General features: G+C 36.4%; 14 protein-coding genes and 5 tRNA genes. 18 read left to right on the plus strand and 1 reads right to left on the minus strand.

All coding sequences use genetic code 11. The annotated features are described in order from the left end of the window. The first annotated feature begins 10 nt into the window (after positions 1–10). The 17 genes from hpf to ACFSR1_RS18445 all read left to right on the plus strand — a co-directional run bounded on the left by hpf (position 11) and on the right by ACFSR1_RS18445 (position 14,617). Positions 11–313 carry a ribosome hibernation-promoting factor, HPF/YfiA family gene (gene hpf, locus ACFSR1_RS18365; RefSeq protein ID WP_378294474.1) on the plus strand — a complete coding sequence of 101 codons (303 nt, stop codon included), beginning with the start codon at positions 11–13 and terminating at the stop codon, positions 311–313. Between the two features lie 101 nt (positions 314–414). Beyond that, positions 415–488, plus strand: a tRNA-Thr gene (locus ACFSR1_RS18370). Positions 489–611: 123 nt separating this feature from the next. Continuing rightward, positions 612–694 (plus strand) — tRNA-Tyr (locus tag ACFSR1_RS18375). 33 nt (positions 695–727) lie between these two features. Further along, positions 728–800: transfer RNA gene (locus ACFSR1_RS18380), tRNA-Gly, on the plus strand. Between the two features lie 127 nt (positions 801–927). After that, a tRNA-Thr gene (locus tag ACFSR1_RS18385) sits at positions 928–999 on the plus strand. 58 nt (positions 1,000–1,057) lie between these two features. Further along, a complete protein-coding gene (gene tuf, locus ACFSR1_RS18390) occupies positions 1,058–2,245 on the plus strand; it encodes an elongation factor Tu (protein WP_378294475.1) in 1,188 nt (395 codons plus the stop codon). Between the two features lie 60 nt (positions 2,246–2,305). After that, positions 2,306–2,378: transfer RNA gene (locus ACFSR1_RS18395), tRNA-Trp, on the plus strand. A gap of 90 nt (positions 2,379–2,468) precedes the next feature. Further along, on the plus strand, positions 2,469–2,666 hold the full coding sequence (secE, locus tag ACFSR1_RS18400) for a preprotein translocase subunit SecE (protein WP_118457940.1): 198 nt from the start codon (positions 2,469–2,471) through the stop codon (positions 2,664–2,666). 5 nt (positions 2,667–2,671) lie between these two features. Next, complete coding sequence (gene nusG, locus ACFSR1_RS18405; RefSeq protein WP_219011422.1) at positions 2,672–3,226, plus strand: transcription termination/antitermination protein NusG; 555 nt, start codon at positions 2,672–2,674, stop codon at positions 3,224–3,226. A 77-nt stretch (positions 3,227–3,303) separates the two neighbouring features. Beyond that, the gene (rplK, locus tag ACFSR1_RS18410) at positions 3,304–3,741 is read left to right on the plus strand and encodes a 50S ribosomal protein L11 (RefSeq protein WP_378294476.1); all 438 of its coding nucleotides are present in this window, start codon (positions 3,304–3,306) and stop codon (positions 3,739–3,741) included. Between the two features lie 18 nt (positions 3,742–3,759). Then, on the plus strand, positions 3,760–4,455 hold the full coding sequence (gene rplA / locus ACFSR1_RS18415; protein ID WP_378294477.1) for a 50S ribosomal protein L1: 696 nt from the start codon (positions 3,760–3,762) through the stop codon (positions 4,453–4,455). Between the two features lie 15 nt (positions 4,456–4,470). Then, on the plus strand, positions 4,471–4,992 hold the full coding sequence (gene rplJ, locus ACFSR1_RS18420; RefSeq protein WP_378294478.1) for a 50S ribosomal protein L10: 522 nt from the start codon (positions 4,471–4,473) through the stop codon (positions 4,990–4,992). A 68-nt stretch (positions 4,993–5,060) separates the two neighbouring features. Beyond that, positions 5,061–5,438: a 50S ribosomal protein L7/L12 gene (gene rplL, locus ACFSR1_RS18425; RefSeq protein ID WP_378294479.1), complete on the plus strand. Its 378-nt coding sequence runs from the start codon at positions 5,061–5,063 to the stop codon at positions 5,436–5,438. Between the two features lie 129 nt (positions 5,439–5,567). Beyond that, positions 5,568–9,377 carry a DNA-directed RNA polymerase subunit beta gene (rpoB, locus tag ACFSR1_RS18430; RefSeq protein WP_378294480.1) on the plus strand — a complete coding sequence of 1,270 codons (3,810 nt, stop codon included), beginning with the start codon at positions 5,568–5,570 and terminating at the stop codon, positions 9,375–9,377. A 96-nt stretch (positions 9,378–9,473) separates the two neighbouring features. After that, complete coding sequence (rpoC, locus tag ACFSR1_RS18435; RefSeq protein ID WP_378294481.1) at positions 9,474–13,775, plus strand: DNA-directed RNA polymerase subunit beta'; 4,302 nt, start codon at positions 9,474–9,476, stop codon at positions 13,773–13,775. Positions 13,776–13,844: 69 nt separating this feature from the next. Further along, positions 13,845–14,159 (plus strand): DUF3467 domain-containing protein, encoded by a 315-nt coding sequence (locus tag ACFSR1_RS18440; RefSeq protein WP_378294482.1) that lies wholly within the window; start codon positions 13,845–13,847, stop codon positions 14,157–14,159. A 137-nt stretch (positions 14,160–14,296) separates the two neighbouring features. Then, positions 14,297–14,617, plus strand: a complete 321-nt coding sequence (locus ACFSR1_RS18445) for an Mpo1-like protein (protein WP_378294483.1) — start codon at positions 14,297–14,299, stop codon at positions 14,615–14,617. Positions 14,618–14,775: 158 nt separating this feature from the next. On the opposite strand, the gene ACFSR1_RS18450 is transcribed toward ACFSR1_RS18445, so the two are convergent. Beyond that, complete coding sequence (locus tag ACFSR1_RS18450) at positions 14,776–16,362, minus strand: peptide chain release factor 3 (RefSeq protein ID WP_378294484.1); 1,587 nt, start codon at positions 16,360–16,362, stop codon at positions 14,776–14,778. 324 nt (positions 16,363–16,686) lie between these two features. Here ACFSR1_RS18450 and ACFSR1_RS18455 point away from each other — a divergent pair. Further along, on the plus strand, positions 16,687–20,789 hold a 4,103-nt coding region (locus ACFSR1_RS18455), incomplete at its 3' end, for a beta strand repeat-containing protein (protein WP_378294485.1).

Raw genomic sequence — 20,789 nt, forward strand, 5'->3', positions numbered from 1 at the left:
ACTAACACCTATGAAAGTGAACTTGCAATCCGTAAATTTTAATGTCGATCAAAAATTGGTAGATTTTACACAGGCAAAATTGGATAAACTGGAGAATCATTTCAGTCGTATTATCCACGCTGATGTTTTTTTGAAAGTTATGAATACAAGTAGTAAAGAAAATAAAATTACCGAAATTTTGCTGAGTGTTCCAGGAGATGAGTTTATAATTAAAAAAATAAATAAAAGTTTTGAAGAGGGTGTAGATGAGTGTGTTAGTTCATTGGAAAGACAATTACGAAAACGGAAGGAGAAATTAAATGCACATGTTTGATGATTTTTTTTAAAAAATTGTTTTGTGTAATAAATAAATTCTATACATTTGCAGTCCGTTAGAAATAGCGGACTTTTTTATGTTCAAAAACATACTGAAAAGCCGATGTAGCTCAGCTGGCTAGAGCAGCTGATTTGTAATCAGCAGGTCGTGGGTTCGAGTCCCTCCATCGGCTCTTTTAAAGGGTTAATTTTGTAGAAAATTAAAGCTTTTAAAATTAAATTTTGAATTGTGAAATATTTGATTACTTTTGCGCATTCAAAATTTAGAAGTTCATTCTAAAATAATGATAATAATTGGGGAGATACTCAAGCGGCCAACGAGGACAGACTGTAAATCTGTTGGTTTTTACCTTCGCAGGTTCGAATCCTGCTCTCCCCACAACCTTCAATTTTGATTACAGAATTGTAAAACGCGGGAGTAGCTCAGTTGGTAGAGCGTCAGCCTTCCAAGCTGAATGTCGCCGGTTCGAACCCGGTCTCCCGCTCTGAAAAAATACAGAGCTAATCTTGATGCAAAATTAGCATTGGATTTTTAAAATAAAAGTAATGATGAATCGGTTTTCTTTCGATATATAATGAAGGAGTCTGGTTTATCATTGTGTACTTTAAAAAGCCGGTGTAGCTCAGGGGTAGAGCGTTTCCTTGGTAAGGAAGAGGTCACGAGTTCAAATCTCGTCATTGGCTCTTAGTTCAGAAGCATTAATTGAACACTAATATATAACTAAGATTAAATAAATTAATTATGGCAAAGGAAACTTTTGATCGTTCCAAACCGCACTTAAATATTGGTACTATTGGACACGTTGATCACGGTAAAACAACTTTAACGGCTGCGATTACTAAGGTATTAGCAGATGCTGGTCTTTCTGAGGCTAGAGATTTCGATACTATCGATAACGCTCCAGAAGAAAAAGAAAGAGGTATTACTATTAATACTTCTCACGTAGAATACCAAACAGCTAACCGTCACTATGCACACGTTGACTGTCCAGGTCACGCCGATTATGTAAAGAACATGGTTACTGGTGCTGCGCAAATGGATGGAGCAATCTTAGTGGTTGCTGCTACAGATGGTCCAATGCCACAAACTCGTGAGCACATCCTTTTAGGACGTCAGGTAGGTATTCCAAGAATCGTTGTATTCCTTAACAAAGTGGATATGGTTGATGATGAGGAATTACTAGAATTAGTAGAGATGGAAGTAAGAGATCTTCTTTCTTTCTATGAGTATGATGGTGACAATGGGCCTGTAGTTTCTGGTTCAGCTCTTGGAGCTCTAAATGGTGAGCAAAAATGGGTTGATACTGTGATGGAATTGATGAAAGAAGTAGATGCGTGGATCGAGGAGCCATTACGTGAGATTGATAAGCCTTTCTTAATGCCAATCGAGGATGTATTCTCTATTACTGGTCGTGGTACCGTTGCAACTGGACGTATCGAAACTGGTATTGCTAACACTGGAGATCCTGTTGAGATCATCGGTATGGGAGCTGAGAAACTTACTTCTACTATTACTGGTATTGAGATGTTCCGTCAGATATTGGATAGAGGTGAAGCTGGAGATAATGCTGGTATCTTATTAAGAGGTATTGAAAAAACTCAGATTTCTCGTGGTATGGTAATTACTAAGCCAGGATCTGTAACTCCACATGCTAAATTCAAAGCTGAGGTGTATATCCTTAAAAAAGAAGAAGGTGGACGTCACACTCCATTCCATAATAACTACCGTCCTCAGTTCTACGTTCGTACAACTGACGTAACTGGAAACATTGCGCTTCCTGATGGAGTTGAAATGGTAATGCCTGGAGATAACTTAACAATTACTGTTGAGCTTATTCAGCCAATTGCAATGAATGTAGGTCTTCGTTTTGCAATCCGTGAGGGTGGTAGAACAGTAGGTGCTGGACAGGTTACTGAAATTTTAGACTAATACAATATATTAATATATGAGGAGAGGTATTCGTTACGACGAATACCTTGACTTATGTATACGGGTTTAGCTCAGTTGGTAGAGCACTGGTCTCCAAAACCAGGTGTCGGGAGTTCGAGCCTCTCAACCCGTGCTTAAGTAGCTTGTGCTAATGTTCATTGCATAAAGCTTGTAGAATGAATTTCAAATGACAATAGTTTTTGTCATTAAAAAGAATAACAAGATGGCTGGATTAATAAATTACATTACGGAATCATATAGCGAGTTGAAAAACCATGTAACTTGGACTCCTTGGGCGGAAGCGCAAAGACTAACCTTAGTTACTATTGTTTTTTCGGTTATTTTTTCTTTAGCTATCTGGGGAGTAGATACTGTATTTAGTAATGTGATAGAGTATTATTTCACTTTAGTTAAATCATAATTATAATGGCTGAGGTTAGTAATACAAAAAAATGGTACGTTGTACGTGCTGTTAGTGGCCAGGAGAATAAGGTCAAGGACTACATTGAGCGAGAGATTGCTCATTTGGGTATGGAAGACTATGTTTCTCAAATTTTGGTTCCTACTGAAAAAGTGGTTCAAATCCGAAATGGCAAAAAAATAAATAAAGAAAGAGTGTATTTTCCGGGGTATGTGATGATAGAAGCAAACCTTTCTGGTGAAATACCGCATATTATAAAATCTATTAATGGTGTTATTGGTTTTCTTGGAGAGGTAAAAGGAGGGGATCCTGTGCCTTTAAGAAAAGCAGAAATTAATAGAATGCTTGGTAAAGTAGATGAGCTTGCTGTGAAAACTGATAATGTGGCTATTCCTTATACTGTTGGAGAAACAGTGAAGGTGATTGATGGTCCATTTAACGGTTTTAATGGTACCGTAGAAAAGGTAAATGAAGAAAAGCGTAAGCTAGAAGTAATGGTTAAGATTTTTGGAAGAAAAACGCCATTAGAATTAAGCTATATGCAAGTAGAAAAAGTATAATAATTGTTACGTTATATATCCTGAATTGTTCTTATTGCTTCCACTTTATAGAACAATTCTAATTTAAAATTAGAAAAATGGCTAAAGAGATAAGTAAGGTTGTAAAACTTCAAGTACGTGGAGGAGCGGCTAACCCATCCCCACCTGTTGGACCTGCTTTAGGTGCTGCCGGAGTGAATATCATGGAATTCTGTAAGCAATTCAATGGTAGGACACAAGATAAGGCTGGTAAAGTATTGCCAGTTGTTATTAATGTTTACAAGGACAAATCTTTTGACTTTGTAATTAAGACTCCACCTGCGGCAGTTCAAATACTGGAAGCAGCAAAAACGAAAAAAGGTTCTGGAGAGCCAAATCGTAAAAAAGTGGCTAGTGTTACTTGGGATCAAGTTCGTACAATTGCAGAAGATAAAATGCAAGATTTAAATGCATTTACTATAGAATCTGCTATGAAAATGATTGCCGGTACCGCTCGTTCAATGGGTGTAACTGTAAAAGGACAAGCTCCTTTTTAATCCAAAAACGTGTAGAAAATGGCAAAAGTAACTAAAAAGCAAAAAGAAGTTAGAGCTAAAGTTGAAAAGAATAAAGCATATTCATTAGACGAAGCTTCTGCTTTAGTAAAAGAAATAACAAACGTAAATTTTGATGCCTCTGTAGATCTTGCTGTTCGTTTGAACGTAGATCCTCGTAAAGCAAATCAGATGGTACGTGGTGTGGTAACATTACCTCACGGAACAGGAAAAGATGTTAAAGTTCTCGCATTGGTAACACCAGATAAAGAAGCTGAAGCTAAAGAAGCTGGAGCTGATTTTGTAGGTCTTGATGAATATCTTGACAAGATCAAAGGTGGATGGACTGATGTAGATGTGATCATTACAATGCCTAGTGTTATGGGTAAATTAGGTCCATTAGGTCGAGTTTTAGGACCACGTGGTTTAATGCCTAACCCAAAGACAGGTACAGTAACAATGGATATAGCAAAGGCTGTCTCTGATGTTAAAGCTGGTAAAATCGACTTTAAAGTGGATAAAACCGGCATTGTTCACGCTGCAATCGGAAAGTCATCATTTTCTGCAGATAAAATTGCAGGAAATGCAAAAGAATTATTAACAACATTAGTGAAGTTAAAACCTGTGGCTGCTAAAGGTATATATATTAAGTCTATATATATGTCTTCTACAATGAGCCCTGGTGTGGAGATTGATTCTAAGAACTTTGCTGGGTAATTAAGATAAACGATTATGACAAGAGAAGAAAAATCACAAGTAATTGAAGACTTAACTGCTCAGTTAGCTGAAAACTCTAATATCTATTTAGCGGATATTTCAGGTTTGGATGCAGGAACAACTTCAAACTTACGTAGAGCTTGTTTTAAAGCTAACGTATCATTAAAAGTAATTAAGAATACCCTCCTTGCAAAAGCAATGGAGAATTCAGATAAAGATTTCGGAGAATTACCAAATGTATTAAAAGGTAATACCTCTATTATGTTTTCTGAGACTGGTAATGCTCCGGCAAAAGTTATCAAAGAATTTCGTAAGAAATCTGAGAAGCCTTTATTAAAAGGTGCTTTTGTAGAAGAAGCAATCTTTGTGGGAGACGAAACTCTGGATGCACTTGTAGATATCAAGTCTAAAGAAGAAGTTATCGGAGAAATCATTGGCTTACTACAATCGCCTGCTAAGAATGTTATTTCAGCATTAAAGTCAAGCGGAGGTACTATAGCTGGTATTCTTAAAACATTATCCGAAAAAGAAGGATAATCTAAGCGAGTACGCACTTTTTAACAAATTATATTTCAATTAAAAAAAATTATTTAAAACGATAGAAAATGGCAGATTTAAAAGAATTCGCAGAACAATTAGTTAACTTAACAGTAAAAGAAGTTAATGAGTTAGCTGATATATTAAAAGATGAGTATGGTATCGAGCCTGCTGCTGCTGCAGTGGCTGTTGCTGCTGGTGGTGGAGCTGCTGGTGGAGATGCTGCTGAAGAAAAAACTGAATTTGATGTAATCCTTAAAGCAGCTGGTGGTGCTAAATTAGCAGTTGTAAAACTTGTGAAGGAATTAACTGGTCTAGGTCTTAAAGAGGCTAAAGGATTAGTTGATGATGCTCCAAGTGCAATTAAAGAAGGAGTAGCAAAAGACGAAGCAGAAGCTCTTAAAGCTCAATTAGAAGAGGCTGGAGCAGAGGTTGAGCTTAAGTAAGCTTACCATATATTGACATAGAGGTTTAGACCTGGAGAATTCTCTCTAAGGTCTAAACCATTTTGCGTATATAAATATGATGTATTAAAATACGCTGTTTTTTAAACTTTAATTTAATTCCGTCCATTGATGTTAGCAACGCAAACTGAAAGATTGAATTTTTCTTCTGTAAAGAATAGACCTGAATATCCAGACTTTTTAGATATCCAGATCAAATCCTTTCAGGACTTCTTTCAATTAGAAACAAAGTCTGAAGAAAGAGGAAATGAGGGTCTTTATAATACCTTCATGGAAAATTTCCCGATTACGGATACACGTAATCAATTTGTACTAGAATTTTTAGACTACTTTGTAGATCCTCCAAGATATGATTTGCAAGAATGTATAGAAAGAGGACTTACTTATAGTGTGCCTCTTAAAGCTCGTTTAAAACTTTTTTGTACTGATCCTGAGCACGAAGATTTTGAGACAATCGTGCAGGACGTATATTTAGGTACGATTCCTTATATGACTCCTAGTGGTACATTCTGTATTAATGGAGCAGAACGTGTTGTTGTATCTCAGTTACACCGTTCACCTGGTGTGTTCTTTGGACAATCATTCCACGCGAATGGAACTAAGCTATATTCTGCCAGAGTAATTCCTTTTAAAGGTTCTTGGATAGAATTTGCTACAGATATCAATAGCGTTATGTACGCATATATTGATAGAAAGAAAAAATTACCGGTAACTACACTTTTCCGTGCTATCGGTTTCGAAAGAGATAAAGATATTTTGGAAATTTTTGACCTTGCAGAAGAGGTGAAGGTTTCTAAATCAGGATTAAAGAAAGTCTTGGGTCGTAAACTTGCAGCTCGTGTATTAAATACATGGCACGAAGATTTCGTTGATGAAGATACAGGAGAAGTTGTTTCTATAGAGCGTAACGAAATTGTTTTAGATCGTGATACTGTCCTGGATAAAGATCACTTAGATGAGATCGTGGATTCTGGAGCTAAAACCATTCTACTTCATAAAGAAGATAACCAGAAAGGTGATTATGCGATCATCCATAATACATTACAAAAAGATCCTACGAATTCTGAAAAGGAAGCCGTAGAACATATATACCGTCAATTACGTAATGCAGAACCGCCTGATGAGGAAACTGCAAGAGGTATTATTGACAAGTTATTCTTTTCAGACCAACGTTATAACCTTGGTGAAGTAGGTCGTTATAGAATGAATAAAAAATTAGGTCTTAATATCGAAATGGATAAGCAAGTACTTACCAAAGAAGATATTATTACCATTATAAAATACTTAATAGAGTTAATCAACTCTAAAGCTGAGATTGATGATATTGATCACCTTTCTAACCGTCGTGTAAGAACTGTAGGAGAGCAATTGTCACAACAGTTTGGTGTTGGTTTAGCACGTATGGCTCGTACGATTCGCGAGCGTATGAATGTTAGAGATAATGAAGTATTTACACCTATAGATTTGATCAATGCAAAGACGTTGTCTTCTGTAATCAATTCTTTCTTTGGTACTAATCAGTTATCTCAGTTTATGGATCAAACAAATCCATTAGCAGAGATTACTCATAAGCGTAGGCTTTCTGCTCTTGGACCTGGTGGTTTATCGAGAGAAAGAGCAGGTTTTGAGGTTCGAGATGTACACTATACACATTACGGTCGTTTGTGCCCAATTGAAACACCTGAAGGACCAAATATTGGATTGATTTCTTCGCTTGCGGTATTTGCAAAAGTGAATTCAATGGGATTCCTTGAAACTCCATATCGAAAAGTGGAAGATGGTAAGGTAGATTTAAGTGAGTTTAAATATCTAAGTGCAGAAGAGGAAGAAGAGAAATTAATCATGCAAGCTAACTTACCATTAAAAGAAGATGGTACAATAGAGAGTGATAAGGTAATTGCACGTATGGAAGGTGACTTCCCTGTAATTGATCCATCATCGGTAAATTATGCAGATGTTGCTCCAAACCAGATTGCTTCTATTTCTGCTTCATTAATTCCTTTCTTAGAACATGATGATGCGAACCGTGCATTGATGGGATCGAATATGATGCGTCAGGCAGTTCCATTATTAAGAGTAGATGCTCCAATAGTAGGTACAGGACTTGAACGTCAGGTAGCTTCGGATTCAAGAGTATTAATTAATGCAGAAGGAGAAGGAGTAGTAGAATATGTAGATGCTCAGAAGATTACTATCAAATACGATAGAACGGAAGAGGAGAGAATGGTAAGTTTTGATAGTGATTCTAAAACATACAACCTGATCAAATTCCGTAAAACAAATCAAGGTACTTCTATAAACTTGAAACCAATTGTAAGAGTTGGAGATCGAGTGAAAAAAGGACAGGTTTTATGTCAGGGGTATGCAACAGAGAACGGAGAACTTGCTTTAGGTAGAAATATGAAGGTTGCCTTCATGCCTTGGAAAGGATATAACTTTGAGGATGCAATCGTGATTTCTGAAAAAGTAGTTAGAGATGATATCTTTACTTCTATTCATATCGATGAATACTCTTTAGAAGTTAGAGATACTAAGTTAGGTAATGAAGAATTGACTAACGATATCCCTAATGTTTCTGAAGAAGCTACCAAAGATCTTGATGAAAACGGAATGATCCGTGTTGGTGCTGAAATTAAACCAGGAGATATTCTTATTGGTAAGATTACGCCAAAAGGAGAAAGTGATCCTACACCTGAAGAGAAGCTGTTAAGAGCGATCTTTGGTGATAAGGCAGGAGATGTGAAAGATGCTTCTTTAAAAGCTTCTCCATCTTTACACGGTGTTGTTATTGACAAGAAGTTATTTGCGCGTGCTATTAAAGATAAGCGCAAGCGTTCTCAGGATAAAGAAGATATCTCAATATTAGAGAGATCTTATGATGCAAAATTTGCATTATTAAAAGCAGAATTAGTAGATAAATTATTTATAATCGTAGGAGGTAAGACTTCTCAAGGGGTTATTAATGATTTAGGAGAAGAAGTACTTCCAAAAGGTAAGAAGTTTACTCAAAAGATGCTTAACAGTGTTGATGACTATGCGCATCTTACTAAAGGTACCTGGACTACTGATGATAATCTTAACAAGATGGTTGCGGATTTGATCCACAACTTTAAGATTAAAGAAAATGATTTACAAGGTAACTTACGTAGAGAGAAATTTACAATCTCTGTGGGAGATGAATTACCTTCTGGAATTATAAAACTAGCTAAAGTTTACATCGCTAAAAAACGTAAACTAAAAGTAGGAGATAAGATGGCAGGTCGTCACGGTAACAAGGGTATTGTTGCACGTATCGTAAGAGAAGAAGATATGCCATTCTTAGAAGATGGAACACCGGTAGATATCGTATTGAATCCATTAGGGGTACCTTCTCGTATGAATATTGGTCAGATTTATGAAACTGTATTAGGTTGGGCTGGTCAGAAATTAGGTAGAAAATACGCTACTCCGATTTTTGATGGAGCTTCTTTAGATCAGATCAATGAGTTTACAGATGAAGCAGGTATTCCAAGATTCGGACATACATATTTATACGATGGTGGTACAGGAGATCGTTTTGATCAACCAGCAACTGTAGGTGTAATCTACATGCTTAAGTTAGGGCATATGGTTGATGACAAAATGCACGCACGTTCTATTGGTCCATATTCATTGATTACGCAGCAACCACTTGGTGGTAAAGCTCAGTTTGGTGGTCAGCGTTTTGGAGAGATGGAAGTATGGGCATTAGAAGCTTATGGTGCTTCTGCTACCCTTCGTGAAATATTGACTGTTAAATCTGATGATGTAATAGGAAGAGCTAAAACATACGAAAGTATCGTAAAAGGAGAGCCTATGCCAGAGCCAGGATTACCGGAATCATTCAATGTATTAATGCATGAATTGAAAGGTCTGGGTCTTGATATCAGATTAGAAGAATAATATAGATTGAATCGCACTCTTAGCGAAGTCGAAGGGTGCGATACATCATTTATTATTCAATTTTAAATTACAATAATTCTTAAGCAACCATATATTATGGCAAGAAATAATGATAAGAATACAGTAAAGAGATTTAATAAAATCTCGATAGGTTTAGCATCTCCTGAGTCAATTTTAGCGGCGTCACAGGGAGAGGTTTTAAAACCTGAAACTATCAATTATCGTACTCACAAACCTGAGCGTGATGGTTTGTTCTGTGAGCGTATTTTTGGACCTGTAAAGGACTTTGAATGTGCTTGTGGTAAATATAAAAGAATTCGTTACAAAGGGATCGTTTGTGATCGATGTGGAGTTGAAGTAACAGAAAAGAAAGTTCGTAGAGATCGTGTAGGACATATTAACTTAGTTGTGCCAGTGGCACATATTTGGTATTTCCGTTCTTTACCAAACAAAATTGGATATTTATTAGGGCTACCATCTAAGAAATTAGATATGATTATTTACTACGAAAGATACGTAGTAATCCAACCAGGTATCGCTAAAAATGAAGAAGGAGAGCCTGTTCAAAAAATGGACTTCCTTACAGAAGAAGAATACCTAAATATCTTAGATAGCCTTCCTCAAGAGAATTTATATCTTGATGATACGGATCCGAATAAGTTCATCGCTAAGATGGGGGCAGAATGCCTTATCGAAATCTTAAAGAGAATTGACCTTGATGAGTTATCTTACGAATTAAGACATAAAGCAAATAATGAAACTTCTAAGCAACGTAAGACTGAAGCATTAAAACGTCTTCAGGTGGTAGAATCCTTACGTGATGCCAATAAGAATAGAGAAAACCGTCCGGAATGGATGATTCTTAAAGTAGTTCCGGTAATTCCACCAGAATTACGTCCTTTAGTACCACTAGATGGTGGTCGTTTTGCTACGTCTGATTTAAATGACTTATATCGTCGTGTAATTATTCGTAACAATCGTCTTAAGCGTTTGATGGAAATCAAAGCTCCAGAAGTAATTTTACGTAATGAAAAGCGTATGCTACAGGAATCGGTAGATTCTTTATTCGATAATACACGTAAAGCTTCTGCAGTTAAGACAGATTCTAACAGACCGTTGAAATCTTTATCAGATTCATTAAAAGGTAAGCAAGGACGTTTCCGTCAGAACTTACTTGGTAAACGTGTGGATTATTCTGCTCGTTCTGTGATTGTTGTGGGACCAGAACTGAAATTATTCGAATGTGGTCTTCCTAAGAACATGGCAGCCGAGTTATACAAACCATTTGTGATCAGAAAGTTGATTGAGCGTGGTATTGTAAAAACAGTAAAGTCTGCAAAGAAAATTATAGATAGAAAAGAGCCTGTTGTTTGGGATATCTTAGAGAATGTTCTAAAAGGACATCCGGTATTACTAAACCGTGCTCCAACGCTTCACCGTCTAGGTATTCAGGCCTTCCAGCCTAAACTAATTGAAGGTAAAGCAATACAGTTACACCCATTGGTATGTACGGCATTTAATGCCGATTTTGATGGAGATCAGATGGCGGTGCATTTACCATTAGGACCAGAAGCTATATTAGAAGCTCAGTTATTAATGTTAGCTTCTCATAATATCTTAAACCCTGCGAATGGTTCACCAGTAACGGTACCTTCTCAGGATATGGTACTAGGTCTATACTATATGACTAAGTCTCGCAGGTCTACGCCAGAATTAGAAATTAAAGGTGAGGATCTAACGTTCTATTCTCCAGAAGAGGTTATTATTGCCTACAATGAGAAAAGATTGGATATCAATGCTAACATAAAAGTTAGAACAAAAGATATCGATGAAAATGGAGAATTAGTTACTAAGATCATAGAAACTACAACAGGTAGAGTTTTATTTAATGAAAAAGTACCTGAAAGAGCTGGATATATCAATGAGGTATTGACCAAAAAATCTCTTAGAGATATTATTGGAGATATCCTAAAAGTTACAAGTGTACCGGAAACGGCTGTTTTCTTGGATGAGATTAAAACTCTAGGATATAATTTTGCATTTAGAGGAGGTTTATCGTTCAGTTTGGGAGATATCATTATCCCAAAAGAGAAACATACCATGATTGCCGATGCTAACGCGCAAGTTGATAATATCGTTGCAAATTATAACATGGGTCTTATTACTAATAACGAACGTTATAATCAGGTAATTGACATATGGACATCTACCAATGCTGAGTTGACAGAATTGTCGATGAAGCGTATTAGAGAAGATCAACAAGGGTTTAACTCGGTGTATATGATGCTTGATTCTGGAGCAAGGGGATCTAAAGAACAGATTCGTCAGCTTACAGGGATGCGTGGATTGATGGCAAAACCGAAAAAATCAAATTCTGCAGGTGGAGAAATTATTGAAAACCCGATTCTTTCTAACTTTAAAGAAGGTCTTTCAATTCTTGAATACTTTATCTCTACTCACGGAGCTCGTAAAGGTCTTGCGGATACGGCACTTAAAACTGCCGATGCTGGATACCTTACTCGTCGTTTAGTGGATGTTGCACAAGATGTGATTGTGAATGTTGAAGATTGTGAAACACTTAGAGGAGTAGAAGTTAGTCCATTAAAGAAAAATGAAGAAATTATTGAAGGTCTTGCAGCAAGAATTGCAGGTAGAACTTCTTTAGTAGACGTAATTAATCCTTTAACTCAAGAAGTACTTGTAGAAGCAGGTGTAGAAATTGATGATGTAACGGCAAAGAATATCGAAAACTCTCCGGTAGAGTCTGTGGAAGTTCGTTCTGCCCTTACTTGTGAAGCTAAGAAAGGTATTTGTGTTAAATGTTACGGACGTAATCTTGCAACTGGTAAAACAGTGCAGCGTGGTGAGGCAGTTGGGGTTGTTGCAGCTCAGTCAATTGGAGAACCGGGTACGCAGCTTACATTACGTACTTTTCACGTAGGAGGTATTGCAAGTAACATTTCAGAAGAAAATCAATTAAAATCTAAATTTGCCGGTAAAGCAGAAATAGAAGAATTGAAGACTGTAAAAGGTCAGGATTCTGAAGGAAACGAAATTGATGTAGTTATTTCTCGTACTTCTGAAGTAAAAGTAATAGATCCGAAAACTAAAATTGTACTGAGTACAAATCTTATACCTTATGGTTCTCAATTGTTTATCAAGAGTGGAGATACTGTTAAAGCAGATCAAAGTATCTGTCAGTGGGATCCATATAATGGTGTAATTATTTCAGAATTTGCAGGAAAAGTTGCTTACGAAAATGTAGAACAAGGGATAACATATCAGGTAGAAATAGATGAACAAACTGGATTCCAGGAAAAAGTAATCTCAGAATCACGTGATAAGAAAAAGATACCTACACTACTGATTATGGGTAAAGGAGACGAAGTTCTTCGTTCATATAACCTTCCTGTTGGAGCTCACTTAATGGTGGATGATAATGAAAAGATCGAGGTTGGTAAAGTGTTGGTTAAGATTCCGCGTAAGTCAGCAAAAGCTGGGGATATTACAGGAGGTCTTCCACGTGTAACAGAATTATTTGAAGCACGTAATCCATCGAACCCTGCCGTTGTTAGTGAGATTGATGGTGTTGTATCATTTGGTAAGATCAAGCGTGGTAATCGTGAGATCATTGTAGAATCTAGAATTGGTGAAATCAAGAAGTATCTTGTAAAATTATCTAACCAGATTCTTGTACAGGAGAATGATTTTGTACGTGCAGGTATGCCATTATCAGATGGTTCTGTAACTCCAGAAGATATCCTTAAAATCAAAGGGCCTTCAGCAGTACAGCAGTATTTGGTAAACGAGGTACAAGAAGTATATCGATTACAGGGTGTGAAGATTAACGATAAGCATTTTGAAGTAGTAGTACGTCAAATGATGCGTAAAGTTAGAATTCAGGATCCGGGAGATACAATCTTCTTAGAAAATCAATTGGTTCATAAATCGGACTTTATCCAGGAAAATGATGCTATTTTCGGAATGAAAGTAGTAGAAGATGCAGGGGATAGTGAAAACCTGAAAGCAGGTCAGATTATCTCTCCAAGAGATCTTAGAGATGAAAACTCTATTCTAAGAAGAGAAGATAAGAACTTAGTGGAGGCAAGAGATGTTACTCCTGCCACAGCGACTCCAATACTTCAGGGTATTACAAGAGCTTCGCTACAGACTAAATCGTTTATCTCTGCAGCATCATTCCAGGAAACAACCAAAGTATTAAACGAAGCCGCGGTAAGTGGTAAAGTTGATGATCTGGAAGGATTGAAAGAGAATGTAATCGTTGGACATAGAATCCCTGCCGGAACCGGTATGAGAGACTATGAGAGTATCATAGTGGGTTCTAAAGAAGAATTCGAAGATCGAATGGAACAACGACAAGAAGTTAATTATAATTAATCAGTAAAGCCTGCCAATTGGCAGGCTTTCTGTTTTAAGAACCAATGTGTTCAAATAAAATATTATAAAATGGCAGACGAAAAGAAACAAAAACAAAATCAGTTAAACATAGAATTGGATGATGCTATTGCGGATGGGATTTATAGTAATCTGGCAATTATTAATCATTCAGTATCTGAATTTGTGGTAGATTTTGTGAATATCATGCCCGGAAGACCTAAAAGTAAGGTAAAGAGTAGAATTATTTTAACTCCTCAACACGCTAAAAGACTATTAAAGGCTTTAGGGGATAATGTATCGAGATTTGAAGCTGCTCATGGTGAAATTAAAGATTATGAACAACCACCGATCCCTTTGAATTTTGGTCCAACAGGACAAGCATAGTAGGTGTAAAATATCTTAAGAATATAATGATCCGCTTGATTAAAAAATCATGCGGATCTTTTTTTTGAAATATATTGAACTTGATCAGAAAATATATTTTTATTATCTTAAACGTTCTTAAATAAGAATATATCAATATGTCTGATCGAATTAAAACCTATTCAGAATTCTATAAGTTCTATCTTAGCGAGCATCAAAATAAGACAAGTAGAACCTTACATTTTATAGGAACCTTTTTGGTGTTTGTAATTATTGCGATTGCCATATATTATGGTTGGAGTTGGAAATGGTTTTTAGTTCCTGCGGTTGGATATGGTTTTGCTTGGGTTGGTCACGCTTTTTTCGAGAAAAATAAACCCGCAACATTTAAGTACCCTTTTTGGAGTTTGATTTCAGATTTTAAGTTGTTTTTTGAAATTCTGGGAGGAAAACGTTCTTTTGATAGTTCCAAAGATTGATATAAGTATTTGTTATTAACATAGAATTAAATATAGTTTTAAATTATATATAAACTAAAAACCGATTAAATATTTTTTATTTAATCGGTTTTTGTTTTTAACCAGTGTTATTTTACCTGTTTTTTGTGAAACAGCCTAAAAACCACTTTAAAATAGTTTTAGAATTCTGAAGTAAAGTGAAAAGTGATAGAAGGATATTTTTGTTGAGTCATTTGAAGACTAAAAGAGGAATCTGCTAAAAACACCAATTGACCTTGTTTGTCTTTTGCCAGAAATTTACTTTTCACGCGTTTAAAATCTTTAAACTCGTCATTCGTTTCATCTTCTGCATCTACCCAACAAGCTTTATGTACATTAAGATTTTCATAAGTACATTTCGCCCCATACTCGTGCTCTAATCTATATTGTATTACTTCGTATTGTAGTGCTCCAACGGTACCAATTACTTTTCTTCCATTTAGTTCTAAAGTAAATAATTGGGCAACCCCTTCATCCATTAACTGATCAATTCCTTTTGCTAATTGCTTGGATTTCATAGGATCTGCATTGTTGATATATCTAAAATGCTCTGGAGAAAAACTAGGAATTCCTCTATAATTTAATTGCTCTCCGGTGGTAAGTGTGTCTCCGATTTTAAAATTCCCGGTATCATGCAAGCCCACAATATCACCGGGATAGGAGATGTCTACAATTTCTTTTTTCTCTGCAAAAAAAGCATTAGGACTAGAGAATTTAAGCTTTTTATTATGTCGGGTATGCAAGTAAGGTACATTTCTTTCAAAAGTCCCTGAAACTATTTTAATAAATGCTAATCGATCCCTATGCTTAGGATCCATATTTGCATGAATCTTAAAGACAAAACCTGTAAAATCTTTTTCGTCTGGTTTTACGATTCTAATATCACTTTCTTTAGGTCTCGGTGTAGGTGCGATGGACACGAAACAATCTAATAATTCGCGAACTCCAAAGTTGTTTAAGGCAGAGCCAAAAAATACAGGTTGTAAGTTCCCATTTTGATATGCTTCTTTATCGAAGGAAGGATAAATACCATCAACTAATTCTATTTCTTCCCGCAAAGTTTTGGCCGCAGTATCACCAATCAGGGTATTTAATTCGGAAGAAGATAAATCAGATATCTCAATGGTTTCTTCTATGTTTTTTCTACTATCTCCACTAAAAAGGTTGATGTTTTTTTCCCAGAGATTATAAATTCCTTTAAAATCATATCCCATTCCGATAGGAAAACTTAATGGAGTAACCTTCAACCCAAGCTTTTGTTCCACTTCATCTAGCAGTTCGAAAGCATCTTTTCCTTCTCGATCCAATTTATTTATAAAAACGATCATAGGTATGTTACGCATTCTACATACCGAAACTAGTTTTTCAGTTTGTTCCTCTACACCTTTGGCAACATCAATTACTACAATAACGCTATCAACCGCGGTAAGAGTTCTAAAGGTGTCTTCTGCAAAATCCTTGTGCCCTGGGGTATCTAAAATATTAATTTTAACACCTTGATATTCAAAAGCTAAAACAGACGTTGCTACAGAAATCCCTCTCTGGCGTTCAATTTCCATAAAATCACTGGTAGCACCTTTTTTAATTTTATTAGATTTCACCGCTCCAGCTTCCTGGATAGCTCCTCCAAATAAAAGTAATTTTTCTGTTAAAGTAGTTTTACCTGCATCAGGGTGCGAAATGATACCAAAAGTTCGTCGTCTTTTTATTTCCTCAGTGAATTTCATTGTAGTTCTATTGCTAAAGTTTGCAAATATACTACTTAAAAAGACAAAGACATCAGAAGTCTTTAAAACTGGGCTATTTCGAAATATTGTGTTATCAGTGTGTTTTATGGCTTAAAATTGTGTATTTCATCGAAAATGTAAAAAATATACGGGAAAAAAGTTATTAAATTCATAATACTATTGCAATATTTGTATATAGTGTTTATTATGGTTTTACCGTAATTTTCGCTGTTTTTGAAATTATAAATATTTTTTAGATATTTATAAATGGCTTGTAAAAGTTACCACCCATAACCTTTACAAGCTATTGTAAACCATCGTCATATGAAAAAAAATACCCAAATCTGTTGGGGTCAGGCACTGCGTTTTGTGCTTTTGACTCTATTTTTACTTTTATTAATACCTAATAGTTCTTTTGGACAAGATACCGATTCAGATTTGATTGCTGATTCTGTTGATCAGGATGATGATAATGACGGAATCCTGGATACGGATGAGGGATTAAATTGTTCAGGAGCATTTATTAATGTAGGTTCAGCGCCAGGCGGAAATCAAAATGGAGTAGGTGCTATTAACGATATTTATGATTTTGATGGAGTTGATGTGGATTTAACCGCTGTGGTGAATCAAGTAGATGGTGGTGTTTTATCACAATTGTTAGTTGAGGATGCTACTTCGCTTCGAGTTCAAGGACAGCAAATAGATGATGGGGTCAATGAAAGTGTTGTATACACTTTTACTTTTAGTGAGATCGTTACAGATGTCCAATTTCGATGGTCTGGAATTGATAGCGGTGATAAAGTAACAGTAAATGCTACGGGTACAAATGTTCAGTCTATAACCTTGGGAGAATTAATGGCGCCAACTACTTTTCCTACAGGTGCTTATACAACTACTTCCGGAGGAAACTCCCATTTGATCGTAAATAATAATAGTTTATCTCCTACTATAACTTCTTATACAGCTGGTTCCGGCAATACTACACTTAACTACTCTGATGTGGTTATAGAAGGACAGGTTTCTTCTTTTAGTATTATTACGAACAAAGCCAGACAGGATGGTAATGTCGTGAATAATGGAAACGTCACCTTCTTATTTTCAAATTTAATTTATTGTACGTTTATTGATTCTGATAATGATACGATACCCGATCATTTAGATACGGATAGTGATGATGATGGATGTTTTGATACGTTAGAAGGAGATGGAGCTTTTACCGCAACAGATTTAACTATTGATAATAATTTAGCAAATACGCCTGGGGATGTTGATTCTAATGGTATCCCAACAATAACAGGAAGTCCACAAGGCACAACAGGAGCGGTTGTAACAAGTACAGCCGGAATTATATTAAACGAGGCTTCAAATGGTAATGGTGGTTCACAGGAATGGGTAGAGCTTTTGGTAGTTGGAGATTCTGCAAACCCAACCGCCCCGGTGGATCTTACAGGTTGGATTATTGATGATAATAATGGGGATTTCGAATTAAGTGGAGGAGGAGTTGGGATTGCTCAAGGATACTTGATTTTAGGTAGTGCTTTTAATAATGTAACTCCTGGATCATTAATAGTGATATATAATGAAGGAGAAAAGGATGCAAGTATTCCGGCAGATGATCCTACTGATAGTAATGGAGATGGAGTGTATATTCTTCCTGGAAATCATTCTTCCTTAAATGGATGTAGTACAAGACCAACTACATCTGATACCAGTTATTTACCGTGTACTAGTGTAGCACCATCTTGGTCAAGAATTACTTTTAGAAATGGAGGCGATGTGATACAAGTAAGAAGGCCTGATGGTTCATTCTTTCATGGGTATTCTTATGGTGATGTAACTGCCCCTTTTCCGAGTTTTCCTAGTGGAGCATCTTCTTTTAATGCTGGTGCTGGTGGAACAGGAAGCACATTTTCTTTCCAGTGTGGAGATTGGGAGAGTAGTTCTAACATAGTTAGATCGGACGCTACAGGTAGGACGCCTGGAGTTGTGAATTCTACTTTAAATCAAACATTTATCGATAAAGTACTGGCGGGAACTATAGATTATTGTGATCTGTCAAATTCTGCAAATTGTACTAATTGTAATATAGCTGACGCTGGTTTAAGTTCTATAGTCTGTGACGATAATGGAACAAATTCTGATGGTAGTGATGATACCTTTACCTTTGAATTAAATCCAACGGGAACAGATTTAGGAACTACATATACCGTTTCTGGGGGAGCTTCTGGAACAGGAACATATGGAGGTTCAACGGTTTTTGGACCTTTTCCAATTTCTGGAGGAGATATAACCATAACAATAACAGATGATAATGAACCAACTTGTCAAATAATAGATCTTGTCGTAACAGCTCCTGCAACCTGTTCTAACTTTGTAGACCTTGATGCAGTTGATGACTTAGGCGCAACTGTAGTCGAAGGAATAGGAGGGCAAACCGTTGCGAATGTTTTAAGCAATGATGATATCGAGGGAGCAACTCCTACAACTTCTACAGTAGATCTTACCTTGGTTGGTTCAGATAATCCAGGAATTACTTTAAACACCGGAACAGGTTCTGTGGATGTTGCAATTACTGTTCCAGTTGGGGAGTATACATTGACATATCAAATTTGTCCTACAGGATCTACTTTCTCTTGCGATATAGCAGTGGTGAGTATTGTAGTATTAAAAGATAGTGATGGTGATACAGTTCCGGATACCACGGATTTAGATGATGATAATGACGGTATTCTGGATAGCGATGAAAACGGTTGTGGGGTTGCAGATCCACGAGTTAACTTTACCTTATTATCAGAAGATTTTGGAGTGGGTGATGGTACTCGTGTATCTTCTGTATATACAAATTATAGCTACGAAGATGGAACGGGCTCTGGTAATGGTGGAGGAAACCCTATCGATCTTCAGGATGGAGAATATACTATTTTTGAGGATATTCAGGCTACTGCACCAACGTTTGCTTCTTCAGTTTGGAAAACGATAGGAGATCATACTACTGGCCCAACAGATTTTACGGGTAGAATGGCTATTTATAACTCTAATAATATAGCAGGTTTAGAATTCTATAGAAGATCAGTATTTAATGTGGTTGAAGGACAACAACTAAATATAGCATTTTGGGCGCTAAATATTGATTTTGAAAATTCACCAAGTACAGATACAAGAGTATTCCCAAATATAACGTGTAATATAGAACAAGGAGGCTCTGTTGTATATACTTTTGATACCGGCGATTTATTAAGAACTGTTGATTGGCAAGAATTTATCGGAGCTTTTACACCAACTTCAAGTGATCCGATTGAGTTTGTTCTAATTAACAATGCTCCGGGAGGAGGAGGTAATGATCTTGCAATAGATGATATTTTGATTTCTCAAAGTCTTTGTGATTTTGATGGAGATGGTATACCAAATACGCAGGATCTAGATTCTGATAACGACGGTTGTAGTGATGCTAATGAAGCATATAATGACGCTAATGCAGATGGTGGTGATGGTGGACAATTTGGGACAGTGGATCCTGCAACAGTTAATTTATCTAATGGTTTGGTAACAGAAACTGGTGTTGATTACGCACTTGGATCGAACCCGAGAGTTACAGCTCTTGGAGCAAATATTTGTACTGCGCCTACACCTGTGATATTGCATCAAGGTCCTGCTTGTGATGATACCGTATATAATTTAATATGGGATGGTTTTGTTCCAAATGGAATAGATGAGTTTGATTGGACTCCGGATGGTGCTTTAACAAATACTTTTAACGATGTTGATGGATCCGGAGTTAGTATTACACATACTTTTTCTGGAGAAACAGGTACTTTAAGTAATTGGCCTGTAGGTTTTGGAGGTCCTACTCCTAGTGTAAGCTCTAATGCTACGGGAATAGTTGGAGACGATGTTTTAGAATATTTTACCACTGGTTTTGGAACAACCGGAATAACACAAACCATTACATTTAGTTCAAATATTTACTCTGTTGGGTTTGATTTATATAATATTAATGAAAATGGTGCTGGAAGCGGTGATTCATACATTGTAACTGCAACAGATGGTGCAGGTAATACAATTTTTCCAACATTTACAAATTCAACTACACCTTCTTACACTTCTAACGGAGCTAATGGACAAATTGATGCTACGGGAAGTTCTGTAGCTAATGATAATGACCAGATAGGTGTGAATTTTGAAGACTTAGATGGAATTTCTAGTATAACAATTGTGTGGCAGAACTGTTCTACTTGTAATACAGGTGCTCAACACGGTTCGGCTATAGGAGGTTTTGATTTTTGTACGGATATTCCTGTTACAGGAGTTACTGGTACTGTTGATATTACGGATACGAGTATTCCGGGAGATACTTTAACAGTTACAGTTACCGACAATGATTTAAATACGGATTCAGGAGTTGCAGAGACCATCACTGTAGATGTTGT

It is taken from the genome of Aquimarina rubra, assembly GCF_042684305.1.
GTDB lineage: Bacteria > Bacteroidota > Bacteroidia > Flavobacteriales > Flavobacteriaceae > Aquimarina > Aquimarina rubra.